This is a genomic window from Pseudomonas sp. MH9.3, assembly GCF_034354675.1.
Classification (GTDB): Bacteria; Pseudomonadota; Gammaproteobacteria; order Pseudomonadales; family Pseudomonadaceae; genus Aquipseudomonas.
On sequence record NZ_CP133785.1, the window covers coordinates 4,884,082 to 4,911,041 of the forward strand.

General features: G+C 63.9%; 23 protein-coding genes. 18 read left to right on the forward strand and 5 right to left on the reverse strand.

Annotated features, from left to right (window positions below):
* The first annotated feature begins 5 nt into the window (after positions 1-5).
* From lepB to tadA, 7 genes are all read left to right on the forward strand, one after another.
* A complete protein-coding gene (gene lepB, locus RHM60_RS21715; RefSeq protein WP_057006740.1) occupies positions 6-860 on the forward strand; it encodes a signal peptidase I in 855 nt (284 codons plus the stop codon).
* Positions 861-1,007: 147 nt separating this feature from the next.
* A complete protein-coding gene (rnc, locus tag RHM60_RS21720; protein ID WP_003188856.1) occupies positions 1,008-1,697 on the forward strand; it encodes a ribonuclease III in 690 nt (229 codons plus the stop codon).
* On the forward strand, positions 1,690-2,592 hold the full coding sequence (gene era / locus RHM60_RS21725) for a GTPase Era (RefSeq protein ID WP_124422514.1): 903 nt from the start codon (positions 1,690-1,692) through the stop codon (positions 2,590-2,592). Before rnc ends, era begins: the two co-directional genes overlap by 8 nt.
* A gap of 218 nt (positions 2,593-2,810) precedes the next feature.
* On the forward strand, positions 2,811-3,500 hold the full coding sequence (gene recO / locus RHM60_RS21730; RefSeq protein WP_003234110.1) for a DNA repair protein RecO: 690 nt from the start codon (positions 2,811-2,813) through the stop codon (positions 3,498-3,500).
* A gap of 51 nt (positions 3,501-3,551) precedes the next feature.
* On the forward strand, positions 3,552-4,295 hold the full coding sequence (gene pdxJ / locus RHM60_RS21735; RefSeq protein WP_209989054.1) for a pyridoxine 5'-phosphate synthase: 744 nt from the start codon (positions 3,552-3,554) through the stop codon (positions 4,293-4,295).
* A gap of 234 nt (positions 4,296-4,529) precedes the next feature.
* Positions 4,530-5,906 (forward strand): multicopper oxidase family protein, encoded by a 1,377-nt coding sequence (locus tag RHM60_RS21740; RefSeq protein ID WP_322212763.1) that lies wholly within the window; start codon positions 4,530-4,532, stop codon positions 5,904-5,906.
* Positions 5,906-6,406 carry a tRNA adenosine(34) deaminase TadA gene (gene tadA, locus RHM60_RS21745; protein WP_322212764.1) on the forward strand — a complete coding sequence of 167 codons (501 nt, stop codon included), beginning with the start codon at positions 5,906-5,908 and terminating at the stop codon, positions 6,404-6,406. The genes RHM60_RS21740 and tadA overlap by 1 nt, the downstream gene beginning before the upstream one ends.
* A 74-nt stretch (positions 6,407-6,480) precedes the next feature.
* On the opposite strand, the gene cmoB is transcribed toward tadA, so the two are convergent.
* The 5 genes from cmoB to RHM60_RS21770 form a co-directional block, all read right to left on the reverse strand.
* The gene (cmoB, locus tag RHM60_RS21750; protein ID WP_209989062.1) at positions 6,481-7,437 is read right to left on the reverse strand and encodes a tRNA 5-methoxyuridine(34)/uridine 5-oxyacetic acid(34) synthase CmoB; all 957 of its coding nucleotides are present in this window, start codon (positions 7,435-7,437) and stop codon (positions 6,481-6,483) included.
* Positions 7,434-8,177: a carboxy-S-adenosyl-L-methionine synthase CmoA gene (cmoA, locus tag RHM60_RS21755; protein ID WP_209989065.1), complete on the reverse strand. Its 744-nt coding sequence runs from the start codon at positions 8,175-8,177 to the stop codon at positions 7,434-7,436. Before cmoA ends, cmoB begins: the two co-directional genes overlap by 4 nt.
* 81 nt (positions 8,178-8,258) lie before the next feature.
* Positions 8,259-8,648, reverse strand: coding sequence for a protease inhibitor I42 family protein (locus RHM60_RS21760; RefSeq protein WP_322212766.1), 390 nt, complete (start codon positions 8,646-8,648; stop codon positions 8,259-8,261).
* Positions 8,649-8,837: 189 nt separating this feature from the next.
* Positions 8,838-11,258: an endopeptidase La gene (gene lon, locus RHM60_RS21765; protein ID WP_209989070.1), complete on the reverse strand. Its 2,421-nt coding sequence runs from the start codon at positions 11,256-11,258 to the stop codon at positions 8,838-8,840.
* 109 nt (positions 11,259-11,367) lie between these two features.
* Positions 11,368-12,357: a GntR family transcriptional regulator gene (locus tag RHM60_RS21770; RefSeq protein ID WP_209989073.1), complete on the reverse strand. Its 990-nt coding sequence runs from the start codon at positions 12,355-12,357 to the stop codon at positions 11,368-11,370.
* Between the two features lie 312 nt (positions 12,358-12,669).
* On the opposite strand from RHM60_RS21770, the gene RHM60_RS21775 reads away from it, so the two are divergent.
* The 11 genes from RHM60_RS21775 to RHM60_RS21825 all read left to right on the forward strand — a co-directional run bounded on the left by RHM60_RS21775 (position 12,670) and on the right by RHM60_RS21825 (position 26,958).
* Positions 12,670-13,992 carry an amidase gene (locus RHM60_RS21775; RefSeq protein ID WP_209989076.1) on the forward strand — a complete coding sequence of 441 codons (1,323 nt, stop codon included), beginning with the start codon at positions 12,670-12,672 and terminating at the stop codon, positions 13,990-13,992.
* Positions 13,993-14,003: 11 nt separating this feature from the next.
* A complete protein-coding gene (locus RHM60_RS21780; RefSeq protein WP_046384579.1) occupies positions 14,004-14,882 on the forward strand; it encodes a polysaccharide deacetylase family protein in 879 nt (292 codons plus the stop codon).
* 27 nt (positions 14,883-14,909) lie between these two features.
* A complete protein-coding gene (locus tag RHM60_RS21785; protein WP_209989080.1) occupies positions 14,910-16,250 on the forward strand; it encodes an MFS transporter in 1,341 nt (446 codons plus the stop codon).
* Between the two features lie 10 nt (positions 16,251-16,260).
* Complete coding sequence (locus tag RHM60_RS21790) at positions 16,261-17,022, forward strand: SDR family NAD(P)-dependent oxidoreductase (RefSeq protein ID WP_209989087.1); 762 nt, start codon at positions 16,261-16,263, stop codon at positions 17,020-17,022.
* A gap of 78 nt (positions 17,023-17,100) precedes the next feature.
* Positions 17,101-17,850: an SDR family NAD(P)-dependent oxidoreductase gene (locus RHM60_RS21795; RefSeq protein WP_322212767.1), complete on the forward strand. Its 750-nt coding sequence runs from the start codon at positions 17,101-17,103 to the stop codon at positions 17,848-17,850.
* A gap of 13 nt (positions 17,851-17,863) precedes the next feature.
* Positions 17,864-18,160 carry a hypothetical protein gene (locus RHM60_RS21800; RefSeq protein ID WP_209989093.1) on the forward strand — a complete coding sequence of 99 codons (297 nt, stop codon included), beginning with the start codon at positions 17,864-17,866 and terminating at the stop codon, positions 18,158-18,160.
* Positions 18,157-19,131 carry a CobW family GTP-binding protein gene (locus tag RHM60_RS21805; RefSeq protein WP_209989096.1) on the forward strand — a complete coding sequence of 325 codons (975 nt, stop codon included), beginning with the start codon at positions 18,157-18,159 and terminating at the stop codon, positions 19,129-19,131. Before RHM60_RS21800 ends, RHM60_RS21805 begins: the two co-directional genes overlap by 4 nt.
* Positions 19,128-20,303 (forward strand): ABC transporter substrate-binding protein, encoded by a 1,176-nt coding sequence (locus RHM60_RS21810; protein ID WP_209989098.1) that lies wholly within the window; start codon positions 19,128-19,130, stop codon positions 20,301-20,303. Before RHM60_RS21805 ends, RHM60_RS21810 begins: the two co-directional genes overlap by 4 nt.
* Positions 20,304-21,417: 1,114 nt before the next feature.
* Positions 21,418-23,754, forward strand: a complete 2,337-nt coding sequence (locus RHM60_RS21815) for a putative bifunctional diguanylate cyclase/phosphodiesterase (RefSeq protein WP_322212769.1) — start codon at positions 21,418-21,420, stop codon at positions 23,752-23,754.
* A gap of 194 nt (positions 23,755-23,948) precedes the next feature.
* On the forward strand, positions 23,949-24,626 hold the full coding sequence (locus RHM60_RS21820; protein ID WP_209989104.1) for a methylamine utilization protein: 678 nt from the start codon (positions 23,949-23,951) through the stop codon (positions 24,624-24,626).
* Positions 24,610-26,958 (forward strand): putative bifunctional diguanylate cyclase/phosphodiesterase, encoded by a 2,349-nt coding sequence (locus RHM60_RS21825; protein WP_209989107.1) that lies wholly within the window; start codon positions 24,610-24,612, stop codon positions 26,956-26,958. The genes RHM60_RS21820 and RHM60_RS21825 overlap by 17 nt, the downstream gene beginning before the upstream one ends.
* Positions 26,959-26,960 lie beyond the last annotated feature (2 nt).

A 26,960-nucleotide genomic window follows, 5' to 3' on the forward strand; every position in this document is an offset into this window, starting at 1 on the left:
GTCCTATGTCACTAAATTTCCCGCTGTTGCTGGTCATTGCCGTCGCCGTCTGCGGCCTCCTGGCGTTGCTCGATCTGGTGTTCTTCGCGCCACGTCGGCGCGCGGCTATTGCGTCGTATCAGGGCAGCGTCAGCCAGCCTGATGCGGTGGTGGTCGAGAAGCTGAACAAGGAACCGCTGCTGGTTGAATACGGCAAGTCGTTCTTCCCGGTGCTGTTCATCGTGCTGGTGCTGCGTTCGTTCCTGGTGGAGCCGTTCCAGATTCCTTCGGGATCGATGAAACCTACCCTGGACGTGGGCGACTTCATCCTGGTGAACAAATTTTCCTACGGAATTCGCCTGCCGGTGGTCGACAAGAAAGTCATCGAAGTCGGTGACCCGCAGCGCGGCGACGTGATGGTGTTCCGCTACCCGAGCGATCCGAACGTCAACTACATCAAGCGCGTGGTCGGCCTGCCGGGCGACGTGATTCGCTACACCAGCGACAAGCGCCTGTTCATCAACGGTGAATCGGTGGCCGAGAAGCTGCTGGGCGCCGAGCCGAACACCCTGGGCAGCGCCGAGCTGTATCAGGAAAAGCTCGGTGCGGTGGAGCACCAGATCCGCAAGGAAATGAGCCGCTACCGCGCCACGCCCGATGGCGAGTGGAAAGTGCCGGCCGGGCACTACTTCATGATGGGCGACAACCGCGACAACTCCAACGACAGCCGCTACTGGGATGATCCCAGCATTCCCAAGGAGCTGCTGGGCATGGTCCCCGACCAGAATATCGTCGGCAAGGCCTTCGCGGTCTGGATGAGCTGGCCGGAACCCAAGCTCAGCCACCTGCCGAACTTCTCGCGGGTCGGGCTGATCAAGTAATACAGGCGGCGCTGTGAACACAGCGCCGAATGCTTTTCTGGGGCCTGGACAATGTCCGGCCTCACGCGGCAACTATCAGGATTTGAATTTGAACACTGCGTCAATCGTCGATGGCCGCCGGTGCCACCAACTAGATATGGATAAACCGTGACCGTTTCTCTGAGTCGTCTCGAGCGCCAGCTCGGCTACACCTTCAAGGATCAGGAATTGATGGTCCTTGCCCTCACACACCGCAGCTTTGCAGGGCGCAATAACGAGCGCCTGGAATTCCTCGGTGATGCCATCCTCAATTTCGCCGCCGGTGAGGCGTTGTTCGAGCGCTTCCCCCAGGCCCGCGAAGGCCAGTTGTCACGCCTGCGTGCACGGCTGGTGAAAGGCGAGACCCTGGCCGTGCTGGCCCGTGGCTTCGGCCTGGGCGAGTACCTGCGCCTGGGGTCTGGTGAATTGAAGAGCGGCGGCTTTCGTCGCGAGTCGATCCTGGCCGATGCCCTCGAAGCCCTCATCGGCGCGATCTACCTGGATGCAGGCATGGAGACCGCCAAAGAGCGGGTGGTCGCCTGGCTGGCCTCGGAGATCGAGAGCCTGACCCTGGTCGACACCAACAAGGATCCCAAGACCCGCCTGCAGGAATACCTGCAGTCGCGCGGGTGCGAACTGCCACGCTACGAAGTGGTGGATATCCAGGGAGAGCCCCATTGCCGCGTGTTTTTCGTGGAATGTGAAATCACCTTATTGAACGAAAAAAGCCGAGGTCAGGGTGTGAGCCGTCGTATTGCCGAACAGGTAGCGGCCGCTGCAGCACTGATTGCCCTGGGCGTGGAGAATGGCCATGACTGATTCAACCGCAACACGCTGTGGCTATGTTGCCATTGTTGGCCGCCCCAACGTGGGCAAGTCCACGTTGCTCAACCATATCCTCGGCCAGAAGCTTGCGATCACCTCACGCAAGCCGCAGACCACCCGGCACAACATGCTCGGCATCAAGACCGAAGGCCATGTGCAGGCGGTGTACGTCGACACTCCGGGCATGCACAAGGGTGGCGAGAAAGCCCTCAACCGCTACATGAACAAGACCGCCTCGGCGGCGTTGAAAGACGTCGACGTGGTGATCTTCGTCGTCGACCGCACCAAGTGGACCGACGAAGACCAGATGGTCCTGGAGCGCGTGCAGTACGTCACCGGCCCGTTGATCGTGGCGCTGAACAAGACCGACCGTATCGAAGACAAAGCCGAGCTGATGCCGCACCTGACCTGGTTGCAGGAACAGCTGCCGAACGCGCAGATCATGCCGATCTCGGCCCAGCACGGCCACAACCTCGAAGCCCTGGAGCGCGTGATCGCCGGCTACCTGCCGGAAAACGAACACTTCTTCCCGGAAGACCAGATCACCGACCGCAGCAGCCGCTTTCTCGCCGCTGAACTGGTGCGCGAAAAAATCATGCGCCAGATGGGCGCCGAGCTGCCGTACCAGATCACCGTGGAAATCGAAGAGTTCAAGCAGCAGGGCAAGACCTTGCACATCCACGCGCTGATTCTCGTCGAGCGTGACGGCCAGAAGAAAATCATCATTGGCGACAAGGGCGAGCGCATCAAGCGTATCGGCACCGAAGCGCGCAAGGACATGGAGCTGCTCTTCGACTCCAAGATCATGCTCAACCTGTGGGTGAAGGTGAAGGGTGGCTGGTCCGATGACGAGCGCGCGCTGCGCTCCCTCGGCTACGGCGACCTGTAAGAACACCGCTGGACCAAAAATGTGGGAGGGCTTGCTGTGGCGAGCAGGCTTGCCCTGCGTTGGGTTGCGAAGCAGCCCCAAAACCTGCCACTGAGGTCTGTCCGTAGAATCGGGTTGATCTTATAGGGGCTGCTCTGCAGGCCAACGCAGGGCGAGCCTGCTCGCCACAATAAGTGTTCATTCAGCACATCGATTGCTCTTCAGAGATTTCCCGTCTCATGTCCCAATCCCCACCTCCCAGCCAACTCGCCTACGTGCTGCACAGCCGCGCCTACCGCGAGACCAGCGCCCTGGTGGATTTCCTCACGCCACAAGGTCGCCTGCGCGCGGTGTTGCGCAGCGCGCGCGGCAAGGCCGGCACACTGGCCCGGCCGTTCGTGGCGCTGGACGTGGAATTTCGCGGCAAGGGCGAGCTGAAGAACGTCGGCCGCCTGGAAAGCGTCGGCACCTCCGCCTGGCTCAATGGCGATGCGCTGTTCAGTGGCCTCTACCTCAATGAACTGTTGATCCGCCTGCTACCCGCCGAAGACCCGCACCCCGGCGTGTTCGATCACTACGCCGCCACCTTGCTCGCCCTCGCCGAAGGCCGCCCGCTGGAGCCGTTGTTGCGCGCATTCGAATGGCGCCTGCTGGACGATCTGGGCTACGGCTTCGAACTGAGCAACGACGTGCACGGCGAGCCCGTCGCCGCCGATGGCATGTACCGCCTGCAGGTCGACGCCGGCCTGGAGCGCGTCTACCTGCTGCAGCCGGGGCTGTTCCAGGGCGCCGAGTTGCTGGCCATGAGCGAGGCGGACTGGACCGCGCCCGGCGCGCTGTCCGCTGCCAAGCGCCTGATGCGCCAGGCCCTCGCGGTGCACCTGGGGGGCAAGCCGCTGGTCAGTCGCGAGTTGTTTCGAAAGCCCTGACATCCCCGTGTATGCTGTGCACCGATTCTTTCCCTTTTCAGGAGCGCTTCCGTGAGCACCAGCAATCGCATTCTTCTTGGCGTCAATATCGACCATGTCGCCACCCTGCGTCAGGCCCGGGGCACCCGCTACCCGGACCCGGTCAAGGCCGCGCTGGACGCCGAAGAAGCAGGCGCCGATGGCATCACCGTGCACCTGCGCGAAGACCGTCGTCATATCCAGGAACGTGATGTGCTGCTGCTCAAGGATGTGCTGCAAACCCGCATGAATTTCGAAATGGGCGTCACCGAAGCGATGATGGCGTTCGCCGAGCGCATCCGCCCGGCGCACATCTGCCTGGTGCCGGAAACCCGCCAGGAACTCACCACCGAAGGCGGCCTCGATGTGGCCGGCCAGGAAGCGCGGATCAAGGCCGCCGTGGAGCGCCTGTCGCAGATCGGCAGCGAAGTCTCGCTGTTCATCGACGCCGACGAGCGCCAGATCGAAGCCTCGCGCCGTGTCGGTGCGCCGGCCATCGAACTGCACACCGGCCGTTACGCCGACGCCACCACGCCCACCGAAGTCGCCGACGAGCTGCAGCGCGTCATCGACGGCGTGAAGTGCGGCCTCGATCAAGGCCTGATCGTCAACGCCGGCCATGGCCTGCATTACCACAACGTGCAGGCGGTGGCCGCGATCAAGGGCATCAACGAACTGAACATCGGCCACGCGCTGGTGGCCCATGCGCTGTTCGTCGGTTTCAAAGGCGCGGTGGCCGAGATGAAGGCGCTGATCCTCGCCGCCTCCAGGGCCTGAAGAACGCAGAAAGTCCAGTGTGGGAGGGGGCTTGCTCCCGATAGCAGTGTGTCAGCCAGCCAATCCCTGCCTGACCCACCGCCATCGGGAGCAAGCCCTCTCCCACATTTTGATCGCCATCAGGCTTCAGCAATCAACTGCGTGGCAATGCGAAGCCTTACTGTTTAGCCCTCGCAGGTGTATCGTATCCGCCCTTTGCAGGCCCTGCGCCTGCGGCTGATACGCGAGGTTGTTGTGTCCCGATCCTTTTCCCGTCGACAAATCCTGGGTGGTCTTGCAGGCCTGGCCGTTGTAGGCGTCGGCGCCGGGGGCGGCTATCGCTACTGGCTGGGGAAGGTCGCCGAGTCCGAGGCGGGGCACGATTACGAACTGATCGCTGCGCCCCTGGATGTGGAGCTGGTCCCCGGCCACATTACCCAGGCCTGGGCGTTCGGCCCTTCGGCGCCCGGCACCGAGCTGCGGGTGCGTCAGGGCGAATGGCTGCGGGTGCGCTTCATCAATCACCTGCCGGTGGCCACCACCATCCACTGGCATGGCATCCGCTTGCCGCTGGAGATGGACGGCGTGCCCTACGTCTCGCAGCTGCCGGTATTGCCCGGCGAATACTTCGACTACAAATTCCGCGTGCCCGATGCCGGCAGCTACTGGTACCACCCCCATGTGAACAGCAGCGAAGAGCTCGGCCGTGGCCTGGTCGGCCCGTTGATCATCGAGGAACGCGAACCCACCGGCTTCAAGCACGAACGCACCCTCAGCCTGAAAAGCTGGCATGTGGACGAAGACGGCGCATTCGTCGCGTTCAGCATTCCACGCGAAGCGGCGCGCGGCGGTACGGCGGGGCGTCTGTCGACCATCAACGGCGTGTCCCAGGCGGTGATCGACCTGCCGGCCGGGCAGATCACCCGCGTGCGCCTGCTCAACCTCGACAACACCCTGACCTATCGCATCAACATCCCGGACGTCGACGCGCAGATCTACGCGCTGGACGGCAACCCCATCGAACCGCGCCCGCTCGGCAAGGAATACTGGCTGGGGCCCGGCATGCGCATTTGCCTGGCAATCAAGGCGCCGCCGGCGGGTGAAGAACTGTCGATCCGTAACGGGCCGGTGCGCTTGGGCACTTTCCGCTCGGTGGCCAATACCGACGCGCCCGGCCAATGGCCGCCCGCGTTGCCGGCCAACCCGATCAGCGAGCCGGACCTGGCCACTGCGGAGAAACTCAACTTCAATTTTGAATGGGTGGGCACGGTGTCGGTGGATGACGGCAAGCCGCCGAGCCTGTGGCAGATCAACGGCAAGGCGTGGGACATCACCGACAAGACCTGCGCCGACCGCCCGATTGCCAGGCTGGAAAAAGGCAAGAGTTACATTTTTGAACTGAAGAACATGACCCAGTACCAGCACCCGATCCACTTGCACGGCATGAGCTTCAAGGTAATCGCCTCGAACCGCCACAAGGTGGTGCCGTACTTTACCGACACCTACCTGCTGGGCAAGAACGAACGCGCCCGCGTGGCCTTGGTGGCGGATAACCCCGGGGTGTGGATGTTCCATTGCCATGTGATCGACCACATGGAAACCGGCCTGATGGCCGCCATCGAGGTGGCGTGATGCGCCAGATTCGCCCCGCAGCGATCATCGATCGCAGTCGCGACCAGCACTTCATGCGCGAAGCCCTGACCCTTGCCGCCCAGGGCGCGTCACTCGGCGAAGTGCCGGTGGGCGCGGTGCTGGTGCAAAACGGCGAAATCATCGGCCGTGGCTTCAATTGCCCCATCAGCGGCAACGACCCCAGCGCCCACGCCGAGATGGTCGCGATTCGCGCGGCAGCCCAGGCCATCAGCAACTACCGGCTGGTGGGCAGCACGCTGTATGTGACCCTGGAGCCGTGCAGCATGTGCGCAGGCTTGATCGTGCATGCGCGGGTTGCGCGGGTGGTGTATGGCGCGCTGGAGCCCAAGGCCGGGATTGTGCAGAGTCAGGGGCAGTTCTTTACCCAGGACTTTCTCAACCATCGGGTGTTGTTTGAAGGTGGGGTGCTGGCCGAGGAATGCGGAGCCGTTCTGAGCGAATTCTTCAAAGCCCGCCGAGCCAAACCCTCTTCTAGCTGACACCGGGAAACCAATGAGGGAGCAGGCAAGCCAGCTCCCACAGGTGATCTTCGTTTAGTCAGGGACGTTGTGGTTTATTTCCTGGCAATGATCACCGCCCGCATCGGTGCCGGCAGCCCTTCGATAGTCTTGCTGTGATCTTGCGGATCAAGAAAATCACTCAGCGACTGATACTTCATCCACTCGGTCCCGCGCTGTTCCTCCACCGTGGTCACGCTCACGTCCACGCAGCGCACTTCGCTGAACCCGGCGCGGCGCAGCCATAGCATCAGGGCCGGCACCGAGGGCAGGAACCACACGTTGCGCATCTGTGCGTAGCGGTCTTCGGGCACCAGCACCTGTTGCTGGTCGCCTTCCACCACCAGGGTTTCCAGCACCAGTTCGCCGCCCTTGACCAGGGTGTCTTTCAACGCCAGCAGGTGCTCGATGGGCGAACGCCGGTGATAGAACACGCCCATGGAAAACACCGTATCGAAGCCTTCGAGGTTCGCCGGCAAGTCTTCGAACGGGAACGGCAGGTGCCAGGCCCTGGGTTCGGACAGGTAGCGTTGCACCGCCTGGAACTGGCAGAAAAACAGCCAGTTGGGGTCCACGCCGATCACGCTGTCGGCACCGGCACCGAGCATGCGCCACATGTAGTAGCCGTTGCCGCAGCCCACATCAAGGATGCGCTTACCCGTAAGGTTCAGGTGCGGCGCCACCCGCGACCACTTCCAGTCCGAGCGCCATTCGGTGTCCACGTGCACGCCGAACAGGTGGAGCGGGCCTTTGCGCCACGGGCTCAGACCCATCAGGGCGGTGTGCATCTGCGCGCGGGTCTGATCGTCGCAATCGGTGTCCAGCGTCAGGCCGTTCAGCAGGTCGACGGTGCTTGGCTGAATGGCCGGCAGCGCATCCAGCGCGCTTTGCCAGCGCTCCAGATCGCCGTGACCTTTTTCCATCTTGCTATCGAGCTGCGCTTGCAGGCCCTGGGCCCACACGGCCAGGGGCGTGCCAACCAGATGGCGGGCGAGGGGGGACAGATCAATCATGGCAAGGCAATCAACGAGGCAAAGTTAAGACACTGAAACCACGGCACCACGCTCGAGAACCCGGCCGCCAGCAGGCGTTCGCGGTGTTCTTCGAGGCTGTCGGGCTTCATGACGTTTTCGATGGCGCTGCGCTTCTGGGCGATTTCCAGTTCGCTGTAGCCGTTGGCGCGCTTGAACGCGATATGCAGGTCGGTGAGCAGTGCGTGTTCCTGCGCGTCATTGAAGCGCAGCTTTTCCGAAAGAATCAGCGCGCCGCCCGGCACCAGCGCCTGGCGAATGCGCGAGAGCAAAGCCAGGCGCTCGTCCGGAGCGATGAATTGCAGGGTGAAATTCAGGGCCACCACCGACGCCGGCTGGAACTGCAAGGCAAGGATATCGCCTTCGATCACCTCTACCGGCAGCAGCTCCTGGAACATCGAGTCCTGGCCATTGAGGTATTCACGGCAACGCTCGACCATCGCCGCCGAGTTATCCACCGCGATCACCCGGCAGCCGTCCGTGCGCACATGGCGGCGCAGGGCCTGGGTGACGGCGCCGAGGGACGAGCCGAGGTCATAGAGCACGCTGCTCGGTTGGGCGAACTGCGCCGCGAGTACGCCGAGGTTTTCGACGATGGTCGGGTAACCCGGCACCGAGCGCTTGATCATGTCCGGGAACACCCGCACCACGTCCTCGTTAAAGGCGAAGTCCGGCACCTGGGGCAAGGGCTGGGCGAATAGGCGATCGGGTTCTTTGCTCACGGTTGTTCCGGCGACGAAAGGGAGGGGCCGGCATTTTAGCCAACTTGGCCCTTTGGTGCGCGGGTTGTCTGATGGGGTGCCCTAGTTCACCGTAATGGCGCAGTCGAAGGTGTCGACCGGTTCGGCTTCCGGCTCCCACGGTTGCTGGGAGGTGAGGCGCAAACGGCCCTGCCCGGCGGTGAACGCCTGGAACCGCCACGTGGACTGGCCGCCGCCGCCAATCACGCCGGATTCGCTGCTGCTGTAGACCTCGGGGCTCAGCGCGCGCAACACGCCGCCGGCCAAGTCCTGAATGGCCCAGCGGTAGCCGGTGGTGGGGTTGCTCGGCAGAGTGAGGATCAGGTTCTGGCCGGATTTGAGCTGCAGCGGGCAGGCGCTCTGGTCGTCCACGGTGATGTTTTGCTTCGGCGCGCTGGCGCACGCGGACAACAAGGCAAGGCTCAAGGGGAGAAACAGGCGGGCAACGGTCATGGGGGCTCCGGTTGTACACGACGAAGGGCGAGCATAACCGAAGATGGCGCGAGGGGTGACAGGCGAGGTGTGTGGTGTTGCGGATGGCGCTATCGGGAGCAAGCCCCTCCCACATTTTGAAGTGTGAATACCTTCAAATGTGGGAGGGGGCTTGCTCCCGATGAGGCCCTTACCGGCACTGCATAACGATCAGAACAACACTTTGGCCACATCCGCAAAGCGCTTGGCAAAGTGCACCGTCATGCCTTCCTTCAGGTACTCCGGCAACTCTTCGAAACTGCCACGGTTGGGCTCGGGCAGGATCAGCTCATGGATTTTCTGGCGCCGCGCCGCAATCACTTTCTCGCGTACTCCGCCAATCGGCAGCACGTGCCCGGTCAGCGTCAGTTCGCCGGTCATGGCCACGCCTTTTTTCGGCGCCTGGTTGCGTGCCAGCGACAGCAGCGCACTGGCCATGGTCACGCCCGCGCTAGGGCCGTCTTTTGGCGTGGCGCCTTCCGGCACGTGCAAGTGCACGAAGGCTTCGTCGAAGAACTTCGGGTCACCGCCAAACGATTTCAGGTTGGAGCTGATGTAGCTGTAGGCAATTTCAGCGGACTCCTTCATCACCTCGCCCAACTGCCCGGTGAGCTTGAAACCGCGATTGAGCGTGTGGATACGCGTCGCCTCGATCGGCAGTGTCGCGCCGCCCATGCTGGTCCAGGCCAGGCCGGTAATCACACCGGTGCCGGACAGCACTTGCTCATTGCGAAACACCGGCATGCCCAGTGAGCTTTCCAGGTCCTTGTTGCCGATCTTGATCACCGAGTCCGGCGCATCCAGCAACTTGACCACCGCCTTGCGCACCAGTTTGCCCAGTTGCTTCTCCAACTGGCGCACCCCGGCTTCGCGGGCGTAGCCGTCGATCAACGCACGCAAGGCGCCGTCGCTGATGGTCAGGCTGTTTTTCGCTACGCCGGCTTTTTCCAGCTGCTTGGGCCACAGGTGGCGCTTGGCGATGGCGACTTTTTCTTCGGTGATATAGCCCGACAGGCGAATCACTTCCATGCGGTCGAGCAACGGGCCGGGAATCGAATCCAGGGTGTTGGCGGTGCACACGAACAGCACTTTGGACAGGTCCAGGCGCAGGTCGAGGTAATGGTCGAGGAATTCGACGTTCTGTTCCGGGTCGAGGGTTTCCAGCAGCGCCGAGGCCGGGTCGCCCTGGAAGCTCTGACCCATCTTGTCGATCTCGTCGAGCATGATCACCGGGTTCATCACTTCCACATCCTTGAGCGCCTGCACCAGCTTGCCCGGCAGGGCGCCGATGTAGGTGCGGCGGTGGCCCTTGATCTCGGCCTCGTCGCGCATGCCGCCGACGCTGAAGCGGTAGAACGGCCGGCCCAGGGACTCGGCGATGGACTTGCCGACGCTGGTCTTGCCCACGCCCGGTGGGCCCACCAGTAGCACGATGGAGCCGGCAACCTCGCCTTTATAAGCACCCACCGCGAGGAACTCGAGGATGCGGCTCTTGATGTCGTCCAGCCCGGCGTGGTGTTTGTCCAGCACCTTGCGCGCGTGCTTGAGGTCGAGCTTGTCCTTGCCGTACACGCCCCACGGTACCGAGGTGGCCCAGTCGAGGTAGTTGCGCGTGACCGCGTATTCCGGCGAGCCGGTTTCCAGGATCGACAGTTTGTTCAGTTCTTCATCGATGCGTTTTTTGGCCTGGGTGGGCAACACCTTGCCCTCCAGACGCTGCTCGAATTGCTCGACGTCCGCGCTGCGGTCGTCCTTGGTCAGGCCCAACTCCTGCTGGATGACCTTGAGCTGTTCCTTGAGGAAGAATTCGCGCTGGTGCTCGCCGATCTTGCGGTTCACCTCGGCGGAGAGCTCCTTCTGCAGGCGCGCCACTTCCACCTCTTTGCGCAACATCGGCAGCACTTTTTCCATGCGCTTGAGCATGGGCACGCAGTCCAGCACTTCCTGCAACTCGTTACCGGTGGCCGACGTGAGCGCGGCGGCAAAGTCGGTGAGCGGCGATGGGTCGTTGGGGCTGAAGCGATTGAGGTAGTTCTTCAGTTCTTCGCTGTACAGCGGGTTGAGCGGCAGCAGTTCCTTGATCGCATTGATCAGCGCCATGCCGTAAGCCTTGACCTCATCGGTCGGCTCGCTCGGCTGGTGCGGGTATTCGACTTCCACCAGATAGGGCGGGCGATGGTGCTTGAGCCAGGTCTTGATGCGCACGCGGGTCAGGCCCTGGGCGACGAATTGCAACTTGCCGTTCTCGCGGCTGGCGTGGTGCACCTTGACCAGCGTGCCGTACAGCGGCAGGGCCGAGGTGTCGAAGTGGCGCGGGTCTTCCGGCGGGGTTTCCATGAAGAACAGGGCCAGGGAGTGGTGATCGGATTTGCTCACCAGTTCCAGGGTTTCGGCCCACGGCTCTTCGTTGACGATCACCGGCAGCACTTGCGCCGGGAAGAACGGGCGGTTGTGGATCGGGATGATGTAGACCTTGTCCGGCAGGTTTTGCCCAGGCAGCGCCAGCCCGGTGTTGGACGAAGCGGATTCAGCGTTTTCGGGATCGGCGTAATCGTTGATGTCGTAATCAGGGGAATCTTGCTGGTCGCTCATGGGGCACCTGCATAAGGAAGTATGGTGCTTAGATGGGGCGGGGCAGCGAGGGTTTCAATGGCGCGGCGGCGATAGCAACATATTGCATAAAATAACCGGCGTGACGCCGTCAGCTGATTTTGTGCAGGTAGGCCGGAATCGGCTGTTCCGGCAGTACCGACAACACTTTCAAACGCTGCAACATGCGCTGGCTGGCCCGTTGCAGGTGCTCGCGCAGGTTCAACGCGGCCGCATCCACGGCGCCGTGCAGCAACAATTCCAGGATCAGGCGATGTTCGGCCAGCATCGCCGGGTCGGCGCCGATGCCGAGCAGGCGATGGAAAATCCGGCTGATGATCATCGGGCTCTGGCCCTGGCGAATCAGCGCGGCCATCTTGCGGTTCTGCAGGCCGGCCAGGCAGCGCTGGTGCAAGTCCTCCTCGATCTGCTCGATGGCCTGCAGGCTGCATTGAGGGTTGTCCTGTGCTGCCAGCACCCGTTGCAGCATCGCCTGCAGTTCCTCGCGGTCGAGGTTCGGCGCGCTCTGGCGCAACGCCTCGGGCTCGAGGCACGCGCGCAGTTCGTAGTCTTCGGTGACTTCGCGCGCGGTCAGCGGGCCCGCCAGCCACTGGGAGTACGGCTCCTTTTCCACCAGGCCACGGTCGCGCAGGCGCATCAAGGCTTCGCGCACCACCGCGCGGCTGACCTTGAAGTGCTCGGCGGCGGCCTGTTCATCCAGGCGGTAATGGCCGAAGGCGATGCAGGTGGACAGCGCCGCGCCGATGTCCTCGACAATGCGCTCGCCCAGCGGCCGTGTGTCCACCAACTCGGCCTCGCCGTTGAGGCCCAGGTGCGCATGGCTCAGGGGCAGGCGCAGCGGCTCTATCGCCAGGTCGTCGGGGTTGATCAGGTAACCCCGTCCGTTGAAGCGGCAGATCAGCCCTTCGGCGTGCAGCAGGTCCAGTGCCTTGCGCACCGGCACGCGGCTGGTGCCGAACAGTTCGGCCAGAGGCGCTTCGAGCAATACCAGGCCATGACGCGCGGTGCCGTTGACGATCGAGTCACGCAATACCTGGTGAATCATCGCGTAACGGGAGGCCGGGGTGGACACTGCTTTCATCGGTTTCTCGGGACCTTGTAGGACGGGGCGACGGATTCTCTCATAGATGCAGTTGTCACTCTGCGTCACGTCGGCGGCGCTGTTTTGGGGCTGGTGTTACCTTTCTGCACCAAAATGTACTTTTTACTAAAAGATACATCATTTCATTCAAGACCCTTGGGGCGGGCTGCGCCAGTATTTTTATCGCTCCGCACACCCTCTAGCCCGCAGCTATGCTGTGAAAGCGCAAAGGCCGATGCAGAGACTGGCACGAAAGCTGCCTTTATAAAATGTACATTTTATTAATATGTACGTTTTATGAGGTTGATCCCGATGTCAGACGCCACCTCAATGGCCGAGGATTTCGCCAGCGGCCGTAACGACCCGGTGCAAGCCCTCGAACAGGCGCTCGAAAAAGCCGCCCGTTCACCCTCGGTGTTTATCAGCCTGAGCACCGAGCGCGCCCGCCGCGAAGCCGAAGCCGCCGCCGCGCGCTGGCGTGCCGGGCAGCCCTTGAGCCGGCTCGATGGCGTGCCGCTGGCCTGGAAGGACCTGTTCGACGTCGCCGGCAGCGTCACCACGGCGGGCGCCGCCTACCGCCGCGATGCGCCGGCCGCTCTGCTCGATGCGCCAGTGGTCGGCCTGTTATGCCGCGCGGGGATGGTCAGCCTGGGCAAGACCAACCTCAGCGAACTGGCGTATTCGGGGCTGGGCCTGAACCCGCATTTCGGTACGCCGCACAATCCCCATGGCCTTGATCAGCCGCGCATTCCCGGCGGTTCATCGTCCGGTTCGGGCGTGGCCGTCGCCGCCGGTATCGTGCCCATCGCCATGGGCACCGACACCGCAGGCTCGATTCGCATTCCCGCCGCCCTCAACGGTCTGGTGGGTTACCGCAGCAGCAGCCGGCGCTACAGCCGCGACGGCGTGTTCCCGCTGGCGCACACCCTCGACAGCCTCGGCCCGCTCACTCGCAGTGTGCGCGATGCGCTGACCCTCGACGACCTGCTGCATGGTCGCACTCAGCAGCACAGTGCCCGCAGCCTCAAGGGCCAGCGCTTTGTGCTGGCGCAACAGGACGTCGAACCGGCCGTGGGCAACAACCTGCTGCGCGCCATGGAGCAACTCAAGGCCCGGGGGGCGCTGATCGAAGAGCGCGAATGCCCGCCCTTCCAGGCAACGCTGGACCTGATCAAACACCACGGCTGGCTCGGCGCCTTCGAAGCCTTCGCCCTGCACCAGGCGCTGCTCGACAGCCCCGATGCCGAACGCCTCGATCCTCGCGTACGCTGGCGCCTTGAAGCTGCGCGGGCATTGCCGGCCAGCCAATTGATCCACCTGACCGACGCGCGCCGCCAGCTGCAACAGCAACTGCTCGACGACCTCGACGGCGCCATCCTCATCACCCCCACCGTGGCCCATGTCGCGCCGCCGTTGGCCGCGCTGGAAGCCGATGACGCGTTGTTCGTCAGCACCAACCTCGCCACCTTGCGCCTGACCATGCCCGGCAGCCTGCTCGACATGCCCGGCGTAAACGTGCCCAGCGGCCGCGATGCCCAGGGCCTGCCCACCGGGCTGCTGCTCAGCGCCCCCAGCGGCGAAGACGCTCGCCTGTTGCGCGCCGCGTTATCCGTTGAATTCGTACTGAATATTTAAGGAGACACACCATGGCTAAAGACATCCTCTGTGCATTTGGCGTCGACGTTGATGCCGTCGCCGGCTGGCTCGGTTCCTACGGCGGTGAAGACTCGCCGGACGACATCTCCCGCGGCCTGTTCGCCGGTGAAATCGGCGCGCCGCGCCTGCTCAAGCTGTTCGAGCGCTACGGCCTGCGCACCACCTGGTTCATCCCCGGCCACTCGATGGAAACCTTTCCCGCGCAAATGAAAGCGGTGGCCGACGCCGGCCATGAAATCGGCGTGCACGGCTACAGCCACGAAAACCCCATCGCGATGACCGCCGAGCAGGAAGAGATCGTGCTGGATAAATCCATCGAGTTGATCACCCAGGTCACCGGCAAACGCCCGACCGGCTACGTGGCGCCGTGGTGGGAATTCAGCAAGGTGACCAACGAGCTGCTGCTGAAAAAAGGCATCAAGTACGACCACAGCCTGATGCACAACGACTTCCATCCGTACTACGTGCGCAAGGGCGACAGCTGGACCAAGATCGACTACAGCCAGCACCCCGACACCTGGATGAAACCCTTGGTGCGCGGCGAAGAAACCGACCTGGTGGAGATCCCCGCCAACTGGTACCTCGACGACCTGCCACCGATGATGTTCATCAAAAAAGCCCCCAACAGCCACGGCTTCGTCAACCCGCGTCACCTCGAAGAAATGTGGCGCGACCAGTTCGACTGGGTGTACCGCGAACACGAACACGCGGTGTTCACCATGACCATCCACCCCGACGTGTCCGGTCGCCCGCAAGTGCTGTTGATGCTCGAGCGCCTGATCGAACACATCCAGAGCCATGCCGGCGTGCGCTTCGTCACCTTCGACGAAATCGCCGACGACTTTATCCGCCGCCAACCCCGAACCTGATTTCACCCCACCCTTGAGGCGCGCCCCATGTCCATCTACAACAAGCTTGACCTGACTGGCTGGAAACCCCGGCAACTGTCGTCCCAGGAAGTACGTTTCGCCACCTGGATCGCGTTTTTCGCCTGGGTGTTTGCGGTGTATGACTTCATCCTGTTCGGCACCTTGCTGCCGGAGATCGGCCGGCACTTTGGCTGGGGTGAAGTGGAGCAGGCGCAGATCGCGACCTGGGTCGCAGTGGGCACGGCGGTGGTGGCCTTTGCCATTGGCCCGGTGGTCGACAAGCTGGGCCGGCGCAAAGGCATCATCTTCACCGTGGCCGGCTCGGCCTTGTGCTCGGCGCTCACCGCCATCGGCGGGGCGTGGGGCAAGTCGCCGCTGATCCTGATCCGTTCGCTGGGCGGCCTGGGCTATGCCGAGGAAACCGTCAACGCCACCTACCTGAGCGAGCTGTATGGCGCCTCGCAGGATCCACGGCTGACCAAGCGCCGTGGCTTCATCTACAGCCTGGTGCAGGGCGGCTGGCCGGTGGGGGCGTTGATCGCGGCGGGATTGACCGCGCTGTTGCTGCCGATCATCGGCTGGCAGGGCTGCTTCGTCTTCGCGGCCATCCCGGCCGTCGTCATTGCGATCATGGCGCGCAAACTCAAGGAGAGTCCGCAGTTCCAGATTCACCAGCGCATCAGCCAATTGCGCAAAAGCGGCCAGGTGACCGAGGCGCAAAACGTCGCGGTGACCTACGGCGTGGACTATGACGAACACAGCAAGGCCGGCTTGAAAGCGGCTTTCCGGGGCCCGGCCCGTCGCGCCACTCTGGTGATCGGCGCTGCCTTGCTGCTCAACTGGGCGGCGATCCAGGTGTTCAGCGTGCTGGGCACCTCGGTGATTGTCAGCGTGCACCACATCTCGTTCGAGAACTCGCTGATCATCCTCGTGCTGTCCAACCTGGTGGGCTACTGCGGCTACCTCAGCCACGGCTGGATGGGCGACCGGATCGGCCGCCGCAACGTCATCGGCCTGGGCTGGATGCTCGGCGGGCTGTCGTTCGCCGGCATGCTGTTTGGTCCGAGCAATATGGCGATGGTGGTCGGGCTGTACAGTCTGGGCCTGTTCTTCCTGATCGGACCGTATTCGGCGGCGCTGTTCTTTATCAGTGAAAGTTTCCCCACCAGCATCCGCGCCACCGGCGGCGCAATCATCCACGCGATGGGCCCCATTGGTGCAGTGGTCGCAGGGTTTGGCGCCACGCAGGTGTTGTCCGCCGGCAGCGACTGGCAGACCGCCGCACTGTGGTTCGGCGCCGTGCCATGCTTTTTGTCCGGTGTGCTGATGTTTGCCGCACGCCATGTGCGCCCGGAAACCGTTCAGTAAGGAGTGATCGATGAGTCGCAAAGTGGCTGTGATTACCGGTGCCGCCAGCGGCATCGGCCAGGCGCTCGCGGTGGCCTATGCGCGCCATGGCGTTGCGGTGGTCGGCGGGTATTACCCGGCCGACCCGCACGACCCGTGCATGACCGTGTCGCAGGTGGAGGAGGCCGGCGGCGAGTGCCTGATGCTGGCGTTGGACGTGGGCGACACCGCCTCGGTCGACGCCCTGGCCGAGCAGGCGGTGCAGCATTTCGGCCGTCTCGATTACGCGGTGGCCAATGCCGGCCTGCTGCGTCGCGCACCGTTGCTGGAAATGACCGATACGCTGTGGGACGAGATGCTCAATGTCGACCTGACAGGGGTGATGCGCACCTTTCGCGCGGCAACCCGCCACATGCAGGAAGGCGGCGCGCTGGTGGCGATTTCTTCGATTGCCGGCGGGGTGTATGGCTGGCAGGAGCACAGCCATTACGCCGCGGCCAAGGCGGGGGTGCCGGGGTTGTGTCGGTCGCTGGCGGTGGAATTGGCGCCGCTGGGCATTCGCTGCAATGCGGTGATTCCGGGGCTGATCGAGACGCCGCAGTCGCTGGACGCGAAGAACTCGCTGGGGCCGGAGGGTTTGGCCCGGGCGGCGCGGGCGATTCCGCTGGGGCGGGTCGGGCGCGCGGATGAAGTAGCGTCGCTGGTGCAGTTTCTCACCAGTGAGGCGTCGAGTTACCTGACCGGGCAAAGCATCGTCATCGACGGCGGTTTAACCGTGCGCTGGCCCGACTGAGGGATGTACTCAATCCAAGTGTGGGAGGGAGCAAGCCCCCTTCCACAGGGGACCTGTGTTTGTTTGAGGAGAATTTACATGCTCGCTCTGTCTAATCGCCGCGCCGTCATCACTGGCGCCGGCAGCGGCATCGGGGCCGCCATCGCGCGAGCTTATGCTGCCGCAGGCGTCCGTCTGCTGCTGGCCGACCGTAACGCCGCGAGCCTCGCTGAAACCGCAATCACCTGCCGCAACCTCGGCGCCGAAGTGGTCGAGTGCGTGGCCGATGTGGGCACCGTCGAAGGGGCTCAGGCCAGCGTCGACCGCTGCGTCGAGCATTTCGGTAGCATCGATATTCTGGTCAACAACGCCGGCATGCTCACCCAGGCGCGCTGCGTCGACCTGTCCATCGAGCAGTGGAACGACATGCTGCGTGTCGACCTCACCAGTGTGTTCATCGCCAGCCAGCGCGCCTTGCCGCACATGCTTGCGCAGCGTTGGGGGCGGATCATCAACGTCGCTTCGCAGCTGGGCATCAAGGGCGGTGCCGAGTTGACCCACTACGCGGCAGCCAAGGCCGGGGTAATCGGCTTCACCAAGTCCCTGGCGCTGGAAGTGGCCAAGGACAACGTGCTGGTCAATGCCATCGCCCCGGGGCCGATTGAAACGCCGCTGGTGGGTGGCATCAGCGCCGACTGGAAACGCGCCAAGGCCGCCGAGCTGCCGCTGGGGCGCTTCGGCCTGGCCGACGAAGTGGCGCCCACCGCCGTGCTGCTGGCCAGCGAGCCGGGTGGCAATCTGTTCGTCGGCCAGACCCTCGGGCCGAACTCCGGCGATGTCATGCCATGAGCGGGGTGTAACCATGTGCGGACTCTGCGGATTGCTCGGCGAAGACCTGCACTGGAGCGACCCCCTGGGCGACGAAGTGCCCCGGCGCCGCGAACGCCTGCGCCGGATCGCGGCGATCAACCAGGTACTGGCGGTGTTCCGGCTCAAGGTCGAAGACTTCCAGGGCGCGTCGTACCTGCTGCTGGGGGCCACCGGCAAACAGGCATTGGCGAGCGGTCTGGATCAATTGTGGCAAGCGGCCGAGGCCATGCTCGGACGACCGCTGGACCCGCTTGATCCACGCCTGCTCGACCATCTGGAGTCAGCATGAGCATCGCCCTTAACGTCATCACCGGCTTTCTCGGCAGCGGCAAGACCACCTTGCTCACGCGCCTGCTGCAAGGTGAAAGCCTCGGCGACACCGCTCTGCTGATCAACGAATTCGGCGATGTGGGCATCGACCATCTGTTGGTGGAGGAAGTCGCGCCGGACACCGTGCTGCTGCCCAGTGGCTGCGTGTGCTGCTCGATTCGCGGCGAGTTGAAAGACGCGCTGCTGGGCCTGCTGCAACGTCGCGAGCGCGGGGACATTCCGCCGTTCAAACGGGTGATCCTGGAAACCACGGGCCTGGCCGACCCGGCGCCGATCCTCGCCACCCTGAACAACGACGTGCAACTGCGCGGGCGTTTTCATATTGGTTTGGTGATCACCCTGGTCGACGCCAGCCACGCCGCCCTGCAGGAACGCCTGCACCCGGAATGGCTGGCCCAGGTGGCGGCGGCCGACCGTCTGCTGCTGAGCAAGACCGACCTGGTGGACGACTGCGCGCCTTTGCGCGCGCACCTGCAGGCGCTCAATGCCGGCACGCCGATCCTCGACACCCACACGATCCACAGCGGCGACCAGTTGCTGCTCGGCGAAGGTCTGCGCAGCGCTGAACCGGCGCTGGAAGTGCGCCGCTGGCAACTGCATCAGGCCACCACCGTCACCCACGGCGACGCGCAAGTGTGCTGCCTCACGTTTGAACAGCCGCTCGACTGGGTCGGTTTCGGGGTGTGGTTATCGATGCTGCTAAGATGCCACGGCGAACGAATCCTCCGCGTCAAAGGACTGCTCAACGTGAACGCAAGCTCGGCCCCCATCGTCATTCATGGCGTGCAGCACTGCCTGCATGCCCCAGTGCACCTGCCCGCGTGGCCGGGCAGCGACCGCCAGTCGCGGCTGGTGTTCATCCTGCGCGGCCTCGACCCTGCGCAACTGCGGCGCTCCTTCGACGTGTTCTCGCGGCGTTTCGCGGCATGATCACCCTGCGCGTGCTCGGCACGTCGGTGACCCTGCTCGAATGTCTGCGAGTGAGGGCGGAGCAGGAGCTGGGTATTCGCCTGGTGTATCAGGTGCACGACGTCGCCCAGGCCCAGCGTATCGCGGTGATGCAGCCCGACAGCTACGACCTGTATGACCAGTGGTTCCACAACGTCGACTTCGTGTGGCCGGCGCGGGCGATCCAGCCTATCGATACGCGGCGCATCGCGCTGTGGCACGAGATCAACGACTTGCCCAAGCGCGGTCGGCTGTCGCCCAACGATCGCCTCGGCAGCGGCAGCGTACCCAGCGAGCGCCTGTTCGTGCAGCACGATGGCAGCCTGGGCAGCAGCGTGACCGAGCGTATCAGCATGCTCCCCCTGACCCATAACGCCGACAGTTTCGCCTACCGCCCCGAGCGCGTGCCCGAAGGGTTCAGTCACGGCAATGAAAGTTGGGGCTGGTTGCTCGACCCGGCGTGGGGCGCGCGCACCGCGCTGCAAAGCGATGCCGCCATCGGCGCGCTGGACGCGGCGCTGGCGATGCAGGGCGCGGGCCTGGCGCGCTTCAAGGACATCGGCAATATGAGCATTGAAGAGATCGATGTGCTGGCTGACATCCTCGTGCGCAAACAGAAGGCAGGGCACTTCGCGGCGTTCTGGTCTGACGATGAAGAGGCGGCGCAACTGATGCTCAGCCCGAATGTGGATATCCAGAGCCTGTGGTCGCCGACCCTGATGCGCCTGCATCGCGCCGGCGTGAAATACCGGCTGGCGGTGCCGCGCGAAGGCTATCGCGGGTGGTTCGGCGGTTTGTCGCTGTCGCGCCACGCCCAGGGGCCGGTGCTGGATGCGGCGTATGCGTACCTCAATTGGTGGTTGTCCGGCTGGCCGGGGGCGGTGATGGCGCGGCAGGGTTATTACATTGGCAATCCGGCGCGCAGCCGTGATCATTTGAGCGCGGCGGAATGGGATTACTGGTATGCCGGCAAGCCCGCGCGCGAGGAGTTGCTGGGGAGTGACGGGCTGCCCCTGATCGAGGTGGGGGAGGTGCGTGATGGGGGGGCGTATGAGCAGCGTATGGGGCATATTGCGGTGTGGAATTCGGTGATGGATGAGCATAATTATCTGGTGCGGCGGTGGGGGGATGTGATGCGGGCTCGGTTGGCTTGATTGGGGGTATATCGGTTATTTGGGTGATGGCGGGTATGGGTTCCGCAGCGCGGCGGCCTTGGAGCCGACCGGGGTTGTCTGCCGTACGCCGTAAAATGTGGGAAGCTCCGCCACGTCTTCGACTTAGCGCTGTCGTGCAGCAAACTGGGACCTCTGTGGCGAGCGGGCTTGCCCTAACGCCGTTAAGTTAAGCGCAGCTCCCCTGTGGCGAGCAGGCTTGTCCTGCGTTGGGCTGCGCAGCAGCCCCAGAGCCAGGCGCTGAGCCGTATCAGGTACACCGCGTTTTGCTCGATTGGGGGCGCTTCGCACCCCAACGCGGGGCAAGCCCGCTCGCCACAATAAGCCCACAAATTTTCCGTTCAGTTAAGCGCAGATTCCCTGTGGCGAGCAGGCTTGTCCTGCGTTGGGCTGCGCAGCAGCCCCAGAGCCAGGCGCTGAGCCGTATCAGGTACACCGCGTTTTGCTCGATTGGGGGCGCTTCGCACCCCAACGCGGGGCAAGCCCGCTCGCCACAATAAGCCCACACATTTTCCGTTCAGTTAAGCGCAGATTCCCTGTGGCGAGCAGGCTTGTCCTGCGTTGGGCTGCGCAGCAGCCCCAGAGCCAGGCGCTGAGCCGTATCAGGTACACCGCGTTTTGCTCGATTGGGGGCGCTTCGCACCCCAACGCGGGGCAAGCCCGCTCGCCACAATAAGCCCACACATTTTCCGTTCAGTTAAGCGCAGATTCCCTGTGGCGAGCAGGCTTGTCCTGCGCTGGGCTGCGCAGCAGCCCCAGAGCCAGGCGCTGAGCCGTATCAGGTACACCGCGTTTTGCTCGATTGGGGGCGCTTCGCACCCCAACGCGGGGCAAGCCCGCTCCCACATTTGGATCTCGGCTCTTTTCCAACAGTGACCCGCCGTAAGGGCGGGACCGTCAGCCGCCGTGACCCAAAAAACGGATATTCACCCAACCAAAACGCCAAAAACCCGCCACCCCTCTCAGCAATCTGCTAAAACCAATCACTCCACCAAAATAGATATATTCCTGACACCCCATCACCAGGCCGCAAGGAATGCACATACCGACAGCCACCCGCGGTCAAGAACGGCGAGCCTCTCCCGAAAGCTCCGCCATGACCTGGCGTCACACTTTCCAGACCCGCATCGCCGCGGTCCTGGCGCTGTTGCTGCTGATCGTCGTCGCCGCTACCTATTTCGCTGTCAAGGCCGCCACCACCCGTGCTGTGGAAAACCAGGCGCATGTCCAGATGAAAACCGGCAGCGAGGTATTCGAACGCCTGCTCGACCTGCGCGGTCGTCGCCTGCACTACGGTCTGGACTGGCTGACCACCGATGCCCCGTTCAAACAGGCCGTGGCCGAGGGCAACAGCGAGGCGATTCTCGCGGCGTTGCGTCGGCACGGCACTGGGATCAGTGCGAGCGAAGTATTTGTGCTGGGGCTCGACGGCAAGGTGGTGGTCAGCACTTTGCCGGTGTTCACGCGCGGCCAGCCGTTTCCCGTTGACGGCGTTCTGCGCCAGGCGCGGCGCAAGGGATTGCAGATGCTGATCGTGGCGATGGACGGGCGTCCCTACCTGCTGGTGCAGAAAGACGTGTACGACCCGTTGCCCATCGCCCGTGTGGTCATGGGTTTCCCCATGGACACGCAGTTCGCCAGTGAACTGCGCTCCATGAGCAACCTGGATGTGTCGTTTATCAGCGTGCATGGCGGTCAACCCGGCCCGCTGTTCAGCACCCAGCCCGAGGGCTGGCAGGCCGGCGTTGTCAGTCTGCTGCGTGAGGCGCCCCTCAACCCCGAACCACAGATCACCCGGTTTTATGGCGAGCGTGTGCTCAGCCAGGTGCTGGCCCTGGCCAACACCGGCGACAGCGGTGAGGTGCGCGTGCTGCTGCAAACTCCGCTGGACCAGGCGCTGGAGTCCTTTGAACCACTCGACCGGCAGTTTCTCGGTATCGCCCTGGCGGTGCTGCTGGTGTCGCTGGCCGGGGCGTTGTTCCTCGCGCGGCGGGTATCGCGCCCGCTCAGTGCCCTGGTGGACGCCGCCGCGCGCATCGGCGCCGGGGATTACCGCACGCCCGTGCGGGTGCGCGGCCAGGATGAGTTCGGCTTACTGGCCCGGGCGTTCAACGCCATGCAAAGCGGCATCGCCATGCGCGAGCGGCAATTGGCGCACAACGCGCTGCATGATCCGCTCACCGGCCTGCCCAATCGCGCGCTGGCGATGGAGCGCCTGGGCAGTGCGATCAGCGCGCGGCGGCCGGTGGTATTGCTGTACCTGGGGATTGAAAACTACCGGGTGATCAATGAGGGCTTCGGACCGGAGGGCGTCGAGGAAATGCTGCGTGAAGCCAGCCGCTGCCTGTCCATGAGCTTGCTGACCAGCGACACGGCGGCGCGCATCGCCGGCAGCGAGTTTCTGTTGCTGCTGGAAAACACCCAGGTCGACCGCGCCGTGGCCCGCGCGGACCGCCTGCATGCGTTGCTCACCGAGCCTCGGCGCATCGGTGATGACGAGGTGCGCCATGAAGTGAGCATCGGCATCGCCGCCTACCCCGCCGATGGTCAGCAGGTGGAAGAGCTGATCAGCCGCGCCGCCATCGCCCGGCATGATGCGGCGAGCCTGCCCGGCCACCTGCAGATCTATCAGCAGGACCGCGACCTGGCCCACCAGCGGCAGATCACGCTGATCCGCGACTTGCGCCGCGCCCCCGTCGAAGGCCAATTGCTGCTCTGCTACCAGCCCAAACTCGACCTCAAGCTCGGCCATGTGTGCCAGGCCGAAGCCTTGCTGCGCTGGCAGCACCCGACGCTGGGCCTGGTCTCGCCGGCCGAATTCATTCCCCTGGCCGAGCGCACCGGCAGCATGGGCCTGCTCACCGCCTGGGTGATCGAAGAGGCCATCCGCCAGATCGCCGACTGGGCGCAGCGCGGGCTGCTGATCCAACTGTCGGTGAACATTTCCGTGGATGACCTGGCCGACGATGACCTGGCCCTGCGTGTCACCGGGTTACTGGCGCAATACGGCGTGCCGGCCCAGCAACTGATTTTCGAGATCACCGAAAGCGCGATCATGCACAACCCGCAGCAGGCCCTCACTGTGCTGGAGCAACTGCGCGATTGCGGCATCAGCCTGTCGGTGGATGACTTCGGCACCGGTTACTCGTCGCTGGCGCAGTTGCAGCGTCTGCCGGTGCAGGAGTTGAAGATCGACCAGTCTTTCGTGCGCCACCTCGACAGCGCCACCGGTGACGGCGTGATCGTGCGGTCCACCATTGAAATGAGCCATAACCTGGGGCTCAGGGTGGTGGCCGAAGGGGTGGAATTCGAGCCCAGCCTCAGGTTGCTCAAGCTGTGGAACTGCGACACTGCCCAGGGTTACCTGATCAGCCGACCGTTGGAGGCGATGGCGTTCGAGCAGTGGATGGGTCAGCAAAGCGTGCCGGTCTGATCCCTACAGTTTTTGCGCAGGCAGGCGATAACCTCAATGAGCCTGACCGATTGCATAGGTTTTTTACCGACCGACGGTCAGGCGTGCGACGCTGTTCAATGGTGGCCCTTTGCCTTGTTTGCGGCATCATAGTTGCCATTGGTTCCAATTTTTGCCAAGGCTGGCCGCTTTCCTCCTTAATTCGCGGATCTCCCATGGGTCGAGTTGTTCAACTGCTATCTCGCGCGGCGCTGTTACTGGCGGCGGCTGGCCCCGTCTCGGCGGCCACGCTCGAGGTGGTCATGCATCAGGCCGATGGCAGCCCGGTGGCGGATGCAGTGGTCACCCTGCAGGGTCCGGCCCATGCGCCGACGGGGCTGCTCAAGGCCGATATGGACCAGCGCGGCCAGCGTTTCGCGCCTCATGTGCTGGCCGTGCACACGGGCACCCAGGTGCGCTTCCCCAACAGCGACAACATCCGTCATCAGGTGTATTCCTTCTCGGCCGCCAAGCGGTTCGAGTTGCGGCTTTATGAAGGCACGCCGAGCGAACCGCTGCTGTTCGACAAGGCCGGTGTGGTGGTGCTGGGCTGCAATATCCATGACTGGATGCTCGGCTACATCTACGTCACCGACGACCCGGTGTTCGGTGTCAGTGACGCTCAGGGCCGAGTGCGCCTGGAGCAACTGCCGCCCGGCGACTACCACGCCACCCTGTGGCACCCGCAACTCAAGGCCATGCAGCCGTTGGACGGCGGCACCCTGCACATTCCCGCTACGGGCCTGAGCCACAGCGTGGTGCTGGCCCTGGAACCGGTGTCCGCCGATCTTCCGCCCACGCCATCGGCGTTTGGCGATGCCTTCCATCGAGCCGCCCATGAAACTGCGCAGTAGTTTCCAGGCGCGGGTCGCCACGGTGCTGATCCTGCTGTCGCTGGTGGTGATCGGTGCGTTGTATTTCAGTGTAAAAGTCGCCACCCGCTCAGCGGTGCGCGGTCAGGCCATGACCCAATTGGAGGTAGGCTCGCGAGTGTTCGAGCGCCTGCTGGATGCGCGCAGCCGACGCCTGGCCGATGCTGTGCAACTGCTGGCCACCGACTTCGGCTTTCGCGATGCGGTGGCCAGTGGCGACTCGGCGACGATGCGCTCGGTGCTGCTTAACCATGGCAAGCGCATCAATGCCAGCGACATGATCCTGCTCGGCATGGACGGCAAAGTGCTGTCCAGTACCTTGAGCGAAGTGCCTGAAGGCTCGACCTTCCGCTACGACCAGGCACTGCGCGAAGCCAGAAGCAAGCACCAGGCCACGCTCATCGTGCCGCTGCAAGGCCGGCCGCACCTGCTGGTGGAAGCGTCGGTGCTGGCACCGCTGCCGATTGCGCGGGTGGTGATGGGCTTCAGCATGGACGGCACGTTTGCCGATGAGTTGCGCTCGTTGAGCAACCTGGAAGTGTCGTTCCTGGCAATCGACAAAGGCGTGCCCGGCGAGTTGGTCAGCACCCAGCCGCAGGCGCTGCGCGACAGCATCCTGGACCTGATGGAGGGTGATTCGAGCCGCCGGGGCGTGTCGACCACTGATCATCTGGAACACAGCTTCCTCAGCCAGTCGCTGGTGCTGGCCAGCGACGACGACGGCAAAGTGCTGGCGCTGCTGCAAAGCCCCTTGGATGCGGCAATGCAGGCGTTCGTGCCGCTCGATGAAAAGATCCTCGGCATTGCGCTGGTGGCCCTGCTGGCTTCGTTGATCGGCGCATTGCTGCTGGCGCGCACGGTGTCGCGGCCGGTGCAGGCGCTGGCGTCGGCGGCCGAGCGCATCGGTCAGGGCCACTACCTCACGCCGGTGACCCTGACCCGCAGCGACGAACTGGGTTTGCTGGCCGGCGCGCTCAATGCCATGCAAAAAGGCATCGCCGAACGCGAGCAGCAACTGGCGCACAACGCGCTGCATGATCGCCTCACCGGCCTGCCGAACCGTGCGCTGGCGATGGAGCGCCTGGGCAGCGCGATTGCCCAGCAGCGGCCGATTGCGCTGATTCACCTGGGCATCGATAACCTGCGTGCCGCCAGCGAAGCCGCCGGGCCGGACGCGGTGGACCAATTGTTGCTCACCGTCGGCCGGCGCCTGCAAGCGGTGCTGCGCCCCGGCGATACGCTGGCGCACCTGATCGCCGACGAGTTTTTGCTGTTGCTCGAAGGCGCCGGCAGCGACGAGGCGGTGGGCATGGCCGACAAACTTCAACAATTGCTGCTGCGCCCCCAAAGCATCAACGGCCATGACCTGGCGCTGGACTGTCGCCTTGGCATCGCGACCTACCCGGCCGATGGCGAAACCGCACACACCTTGCTCGAACGCGCCGCGATTGCCATGGCGGACGCCGCGAAAATTCCCGGGCGTCTGCAGGTTTACAAGCAGGGCAGTGACCTTGCCCATCGCCGCCAGATCACCCTGATCCGCGACCTGCGGCATGCGCCCGGCCAGGGTCAATTGCTGTTGCACTATCAGCCCAAGCTGGACATTCGCCAGGGCCAAGTGCGCCAGGCCGAAGCCTTGCTGCGTTGGCAGCACCCGCAGTTCGGCATGATCTCGCCAGCGGAATTCATCCCCCTGGCCGAGCGCTCCGGCAGCATACGGTTGCTGACCCAGTGGGTGATCGAGGAGGGCATCCGCCAGCTCTGCGAATGGAACCGGCGCGGCCTGTACCTGCAACTGTCGCTGAACATCTCGGCAGAAGACTTGCAGGGCGACGAACTGGCGCACCGCGTCTCGGCGCTGCTGCGGCGCTATGGCTTGCCGGCCGAACAATTGGTGTTCGAGATCACCGAGAGCGCGGTCATGCGCGAGCCGGAAAAGGCCCTGAAAGTCCTGCACCTGCTGCGCGACTGCGGTATCAGCCTGTCGGTGGATGACTTCGGTACCGGTTATTCATCGCTGGCCCACCTCAAGCGCCTGCCGGTGCAGGAGCTGAAGATCGACCAGTCGTTCGTGCGCAACCTCGATGAAACCAGTGAGGACGCGGTGATCGTGCGTTCCACCATCGAGATGAGCCACAACCTGGGCCTCAAGGTGGTCGCCGAGGGCGTCGAGTATGCCCACAGCCTGCGCCTGCTGGAGCGCTGGCAGTGCGACACGGCCCAGGGCTTCCTGATCAGCCGGCCCTTGAGCGCCGATGCTTTCGAAGCCTGGGTGGCGTTGCCGCTCAGTGCGCAAACTTCCCTGGTTCATTGAGT

Coding starts and splice junctions, on each gene's coding strand:
- era (WP_124422514.1), top strand. CDS start 1,690: ATGACTGATTCAACCGCAACACGCTGTGGCTATGTTGCCATTGTTGGC.
- RHM60_RS21800 (WP_209989093.1), top strand. CDS start 17,864: ATGTGCGGACTCTGCGGATTGCTCGGCGAAGACCTGCACTGGAGCGAC.
- RHM60_RS21815 (WP_322212769.1), top strand. CDS start 21,418: ATGACCTGGCGTCACACTTTCCAGACCCGCATCGCCGCGGTCCTGGCG.
- RHM60_RS21825 (WP_209989107.1), top strand. CDS start 24,610: ATGAAACTGCGCAGTAGTTTCCAGGCGCGGGTCGCCACGGTGCTGATC.
- RHM60_RS21760 (WP_322212766.1), bottom strand. CDS start 8,648: ATGACCGTTGCCCGCCTGTTTCTCCCCTTGAGCCTTGCCTTGTTGTCC.
- RHM60_RS21790 (WP_209989087.1), top strand. CDS start 16,261: ATGAGTCGCAAAGTGGCTGTGATTACCGGTGCCGCCAGCGGCATCGGC.
- RHM60_RS21820 (WP_209989104.1), top strand. CDS start 23,949: ATGGGTCGAGTTGTTCAACTGCTATCTCGCGCGGCGCTGTTACTGGCG.
- cmoB (WP_209989062.1), bottom strand. CDS start 7,437: ATGATTGATCTGTCCCCCCTCGCCCGCCATCTGGTTGGCACGCCCCTG.
- tadA (WP_322212764.1), top strand. CDS start 5,906: ATGCGCCAGATTCGCCCCGCAGCGATCATCGATCGCAGTCGCGACCAG.
- lon (WP_209989070.1), bottom strand. CDS start 11,258: ATGAGCGACCAGCAAGATTCCCCTGATTACGACATCAACGATTACGCC.
- RHM60_RS21785 (WP_209989080.1), top strand. CDS start 14,910: ATGTCCATCTACAACAAGCTTGACCTGACTGGCTGGAAACCCCGGCAA.
- RHM60_RS21780 (WP_046384579.1), top strand. CDS start 14,004: ATGGCTAAAGACATCCTCTGTGCATTTGGCGTCGACGTTGATGCCGTC.
- recO (WP_003234110.1), top strand. CDS start 2,811: ATGTCCCAATCCCCACCTCCCAGCCAACTCGCCTACGTGCTGCACAGC.
- lepB (WP_057006740.1), top strand. CDS start 6: ATGTCACTAAATTTCCCGCTGTTGCTGGTCATTGCCGTCGCCGTCTGC.
- RHM60_RS21805 (WP_209989096.1), top strand. CDS start 18,157: ATGAGCATCGCCCTTAACGTCATCACCGGCTTTCTCGGCAGCGGCAAG.
- RHM60_RS21775 (WP_209989076.1), top strand. CDS start 12,670: ATGTCAGACGCCACCTCAATGGCCGAGGATTTCGCCAGCGGCCGTAAC.
- RHM60_RS21810 (WP_209989098.1), top strand. CDS start 19,128: ATGATCACCCTGCGCGTGCTCGGCACGTCGGTGACCCTGCTCGAATGT.
- RHM60_RS21795 (WP_322212767.1), top strand. CDS start 17,101: ATGCTCGCTCTGTCTAATCGCCGCGCCGTCATCACTGGCGCCGGCAGC.
- RHM60_RS21770 (WP_209989073.1), bottom strand. CDS start 12,357: ATGAAAGCAGTGTCCACCCCGGCCTCCCGTTACGCGATGATTCACCAG.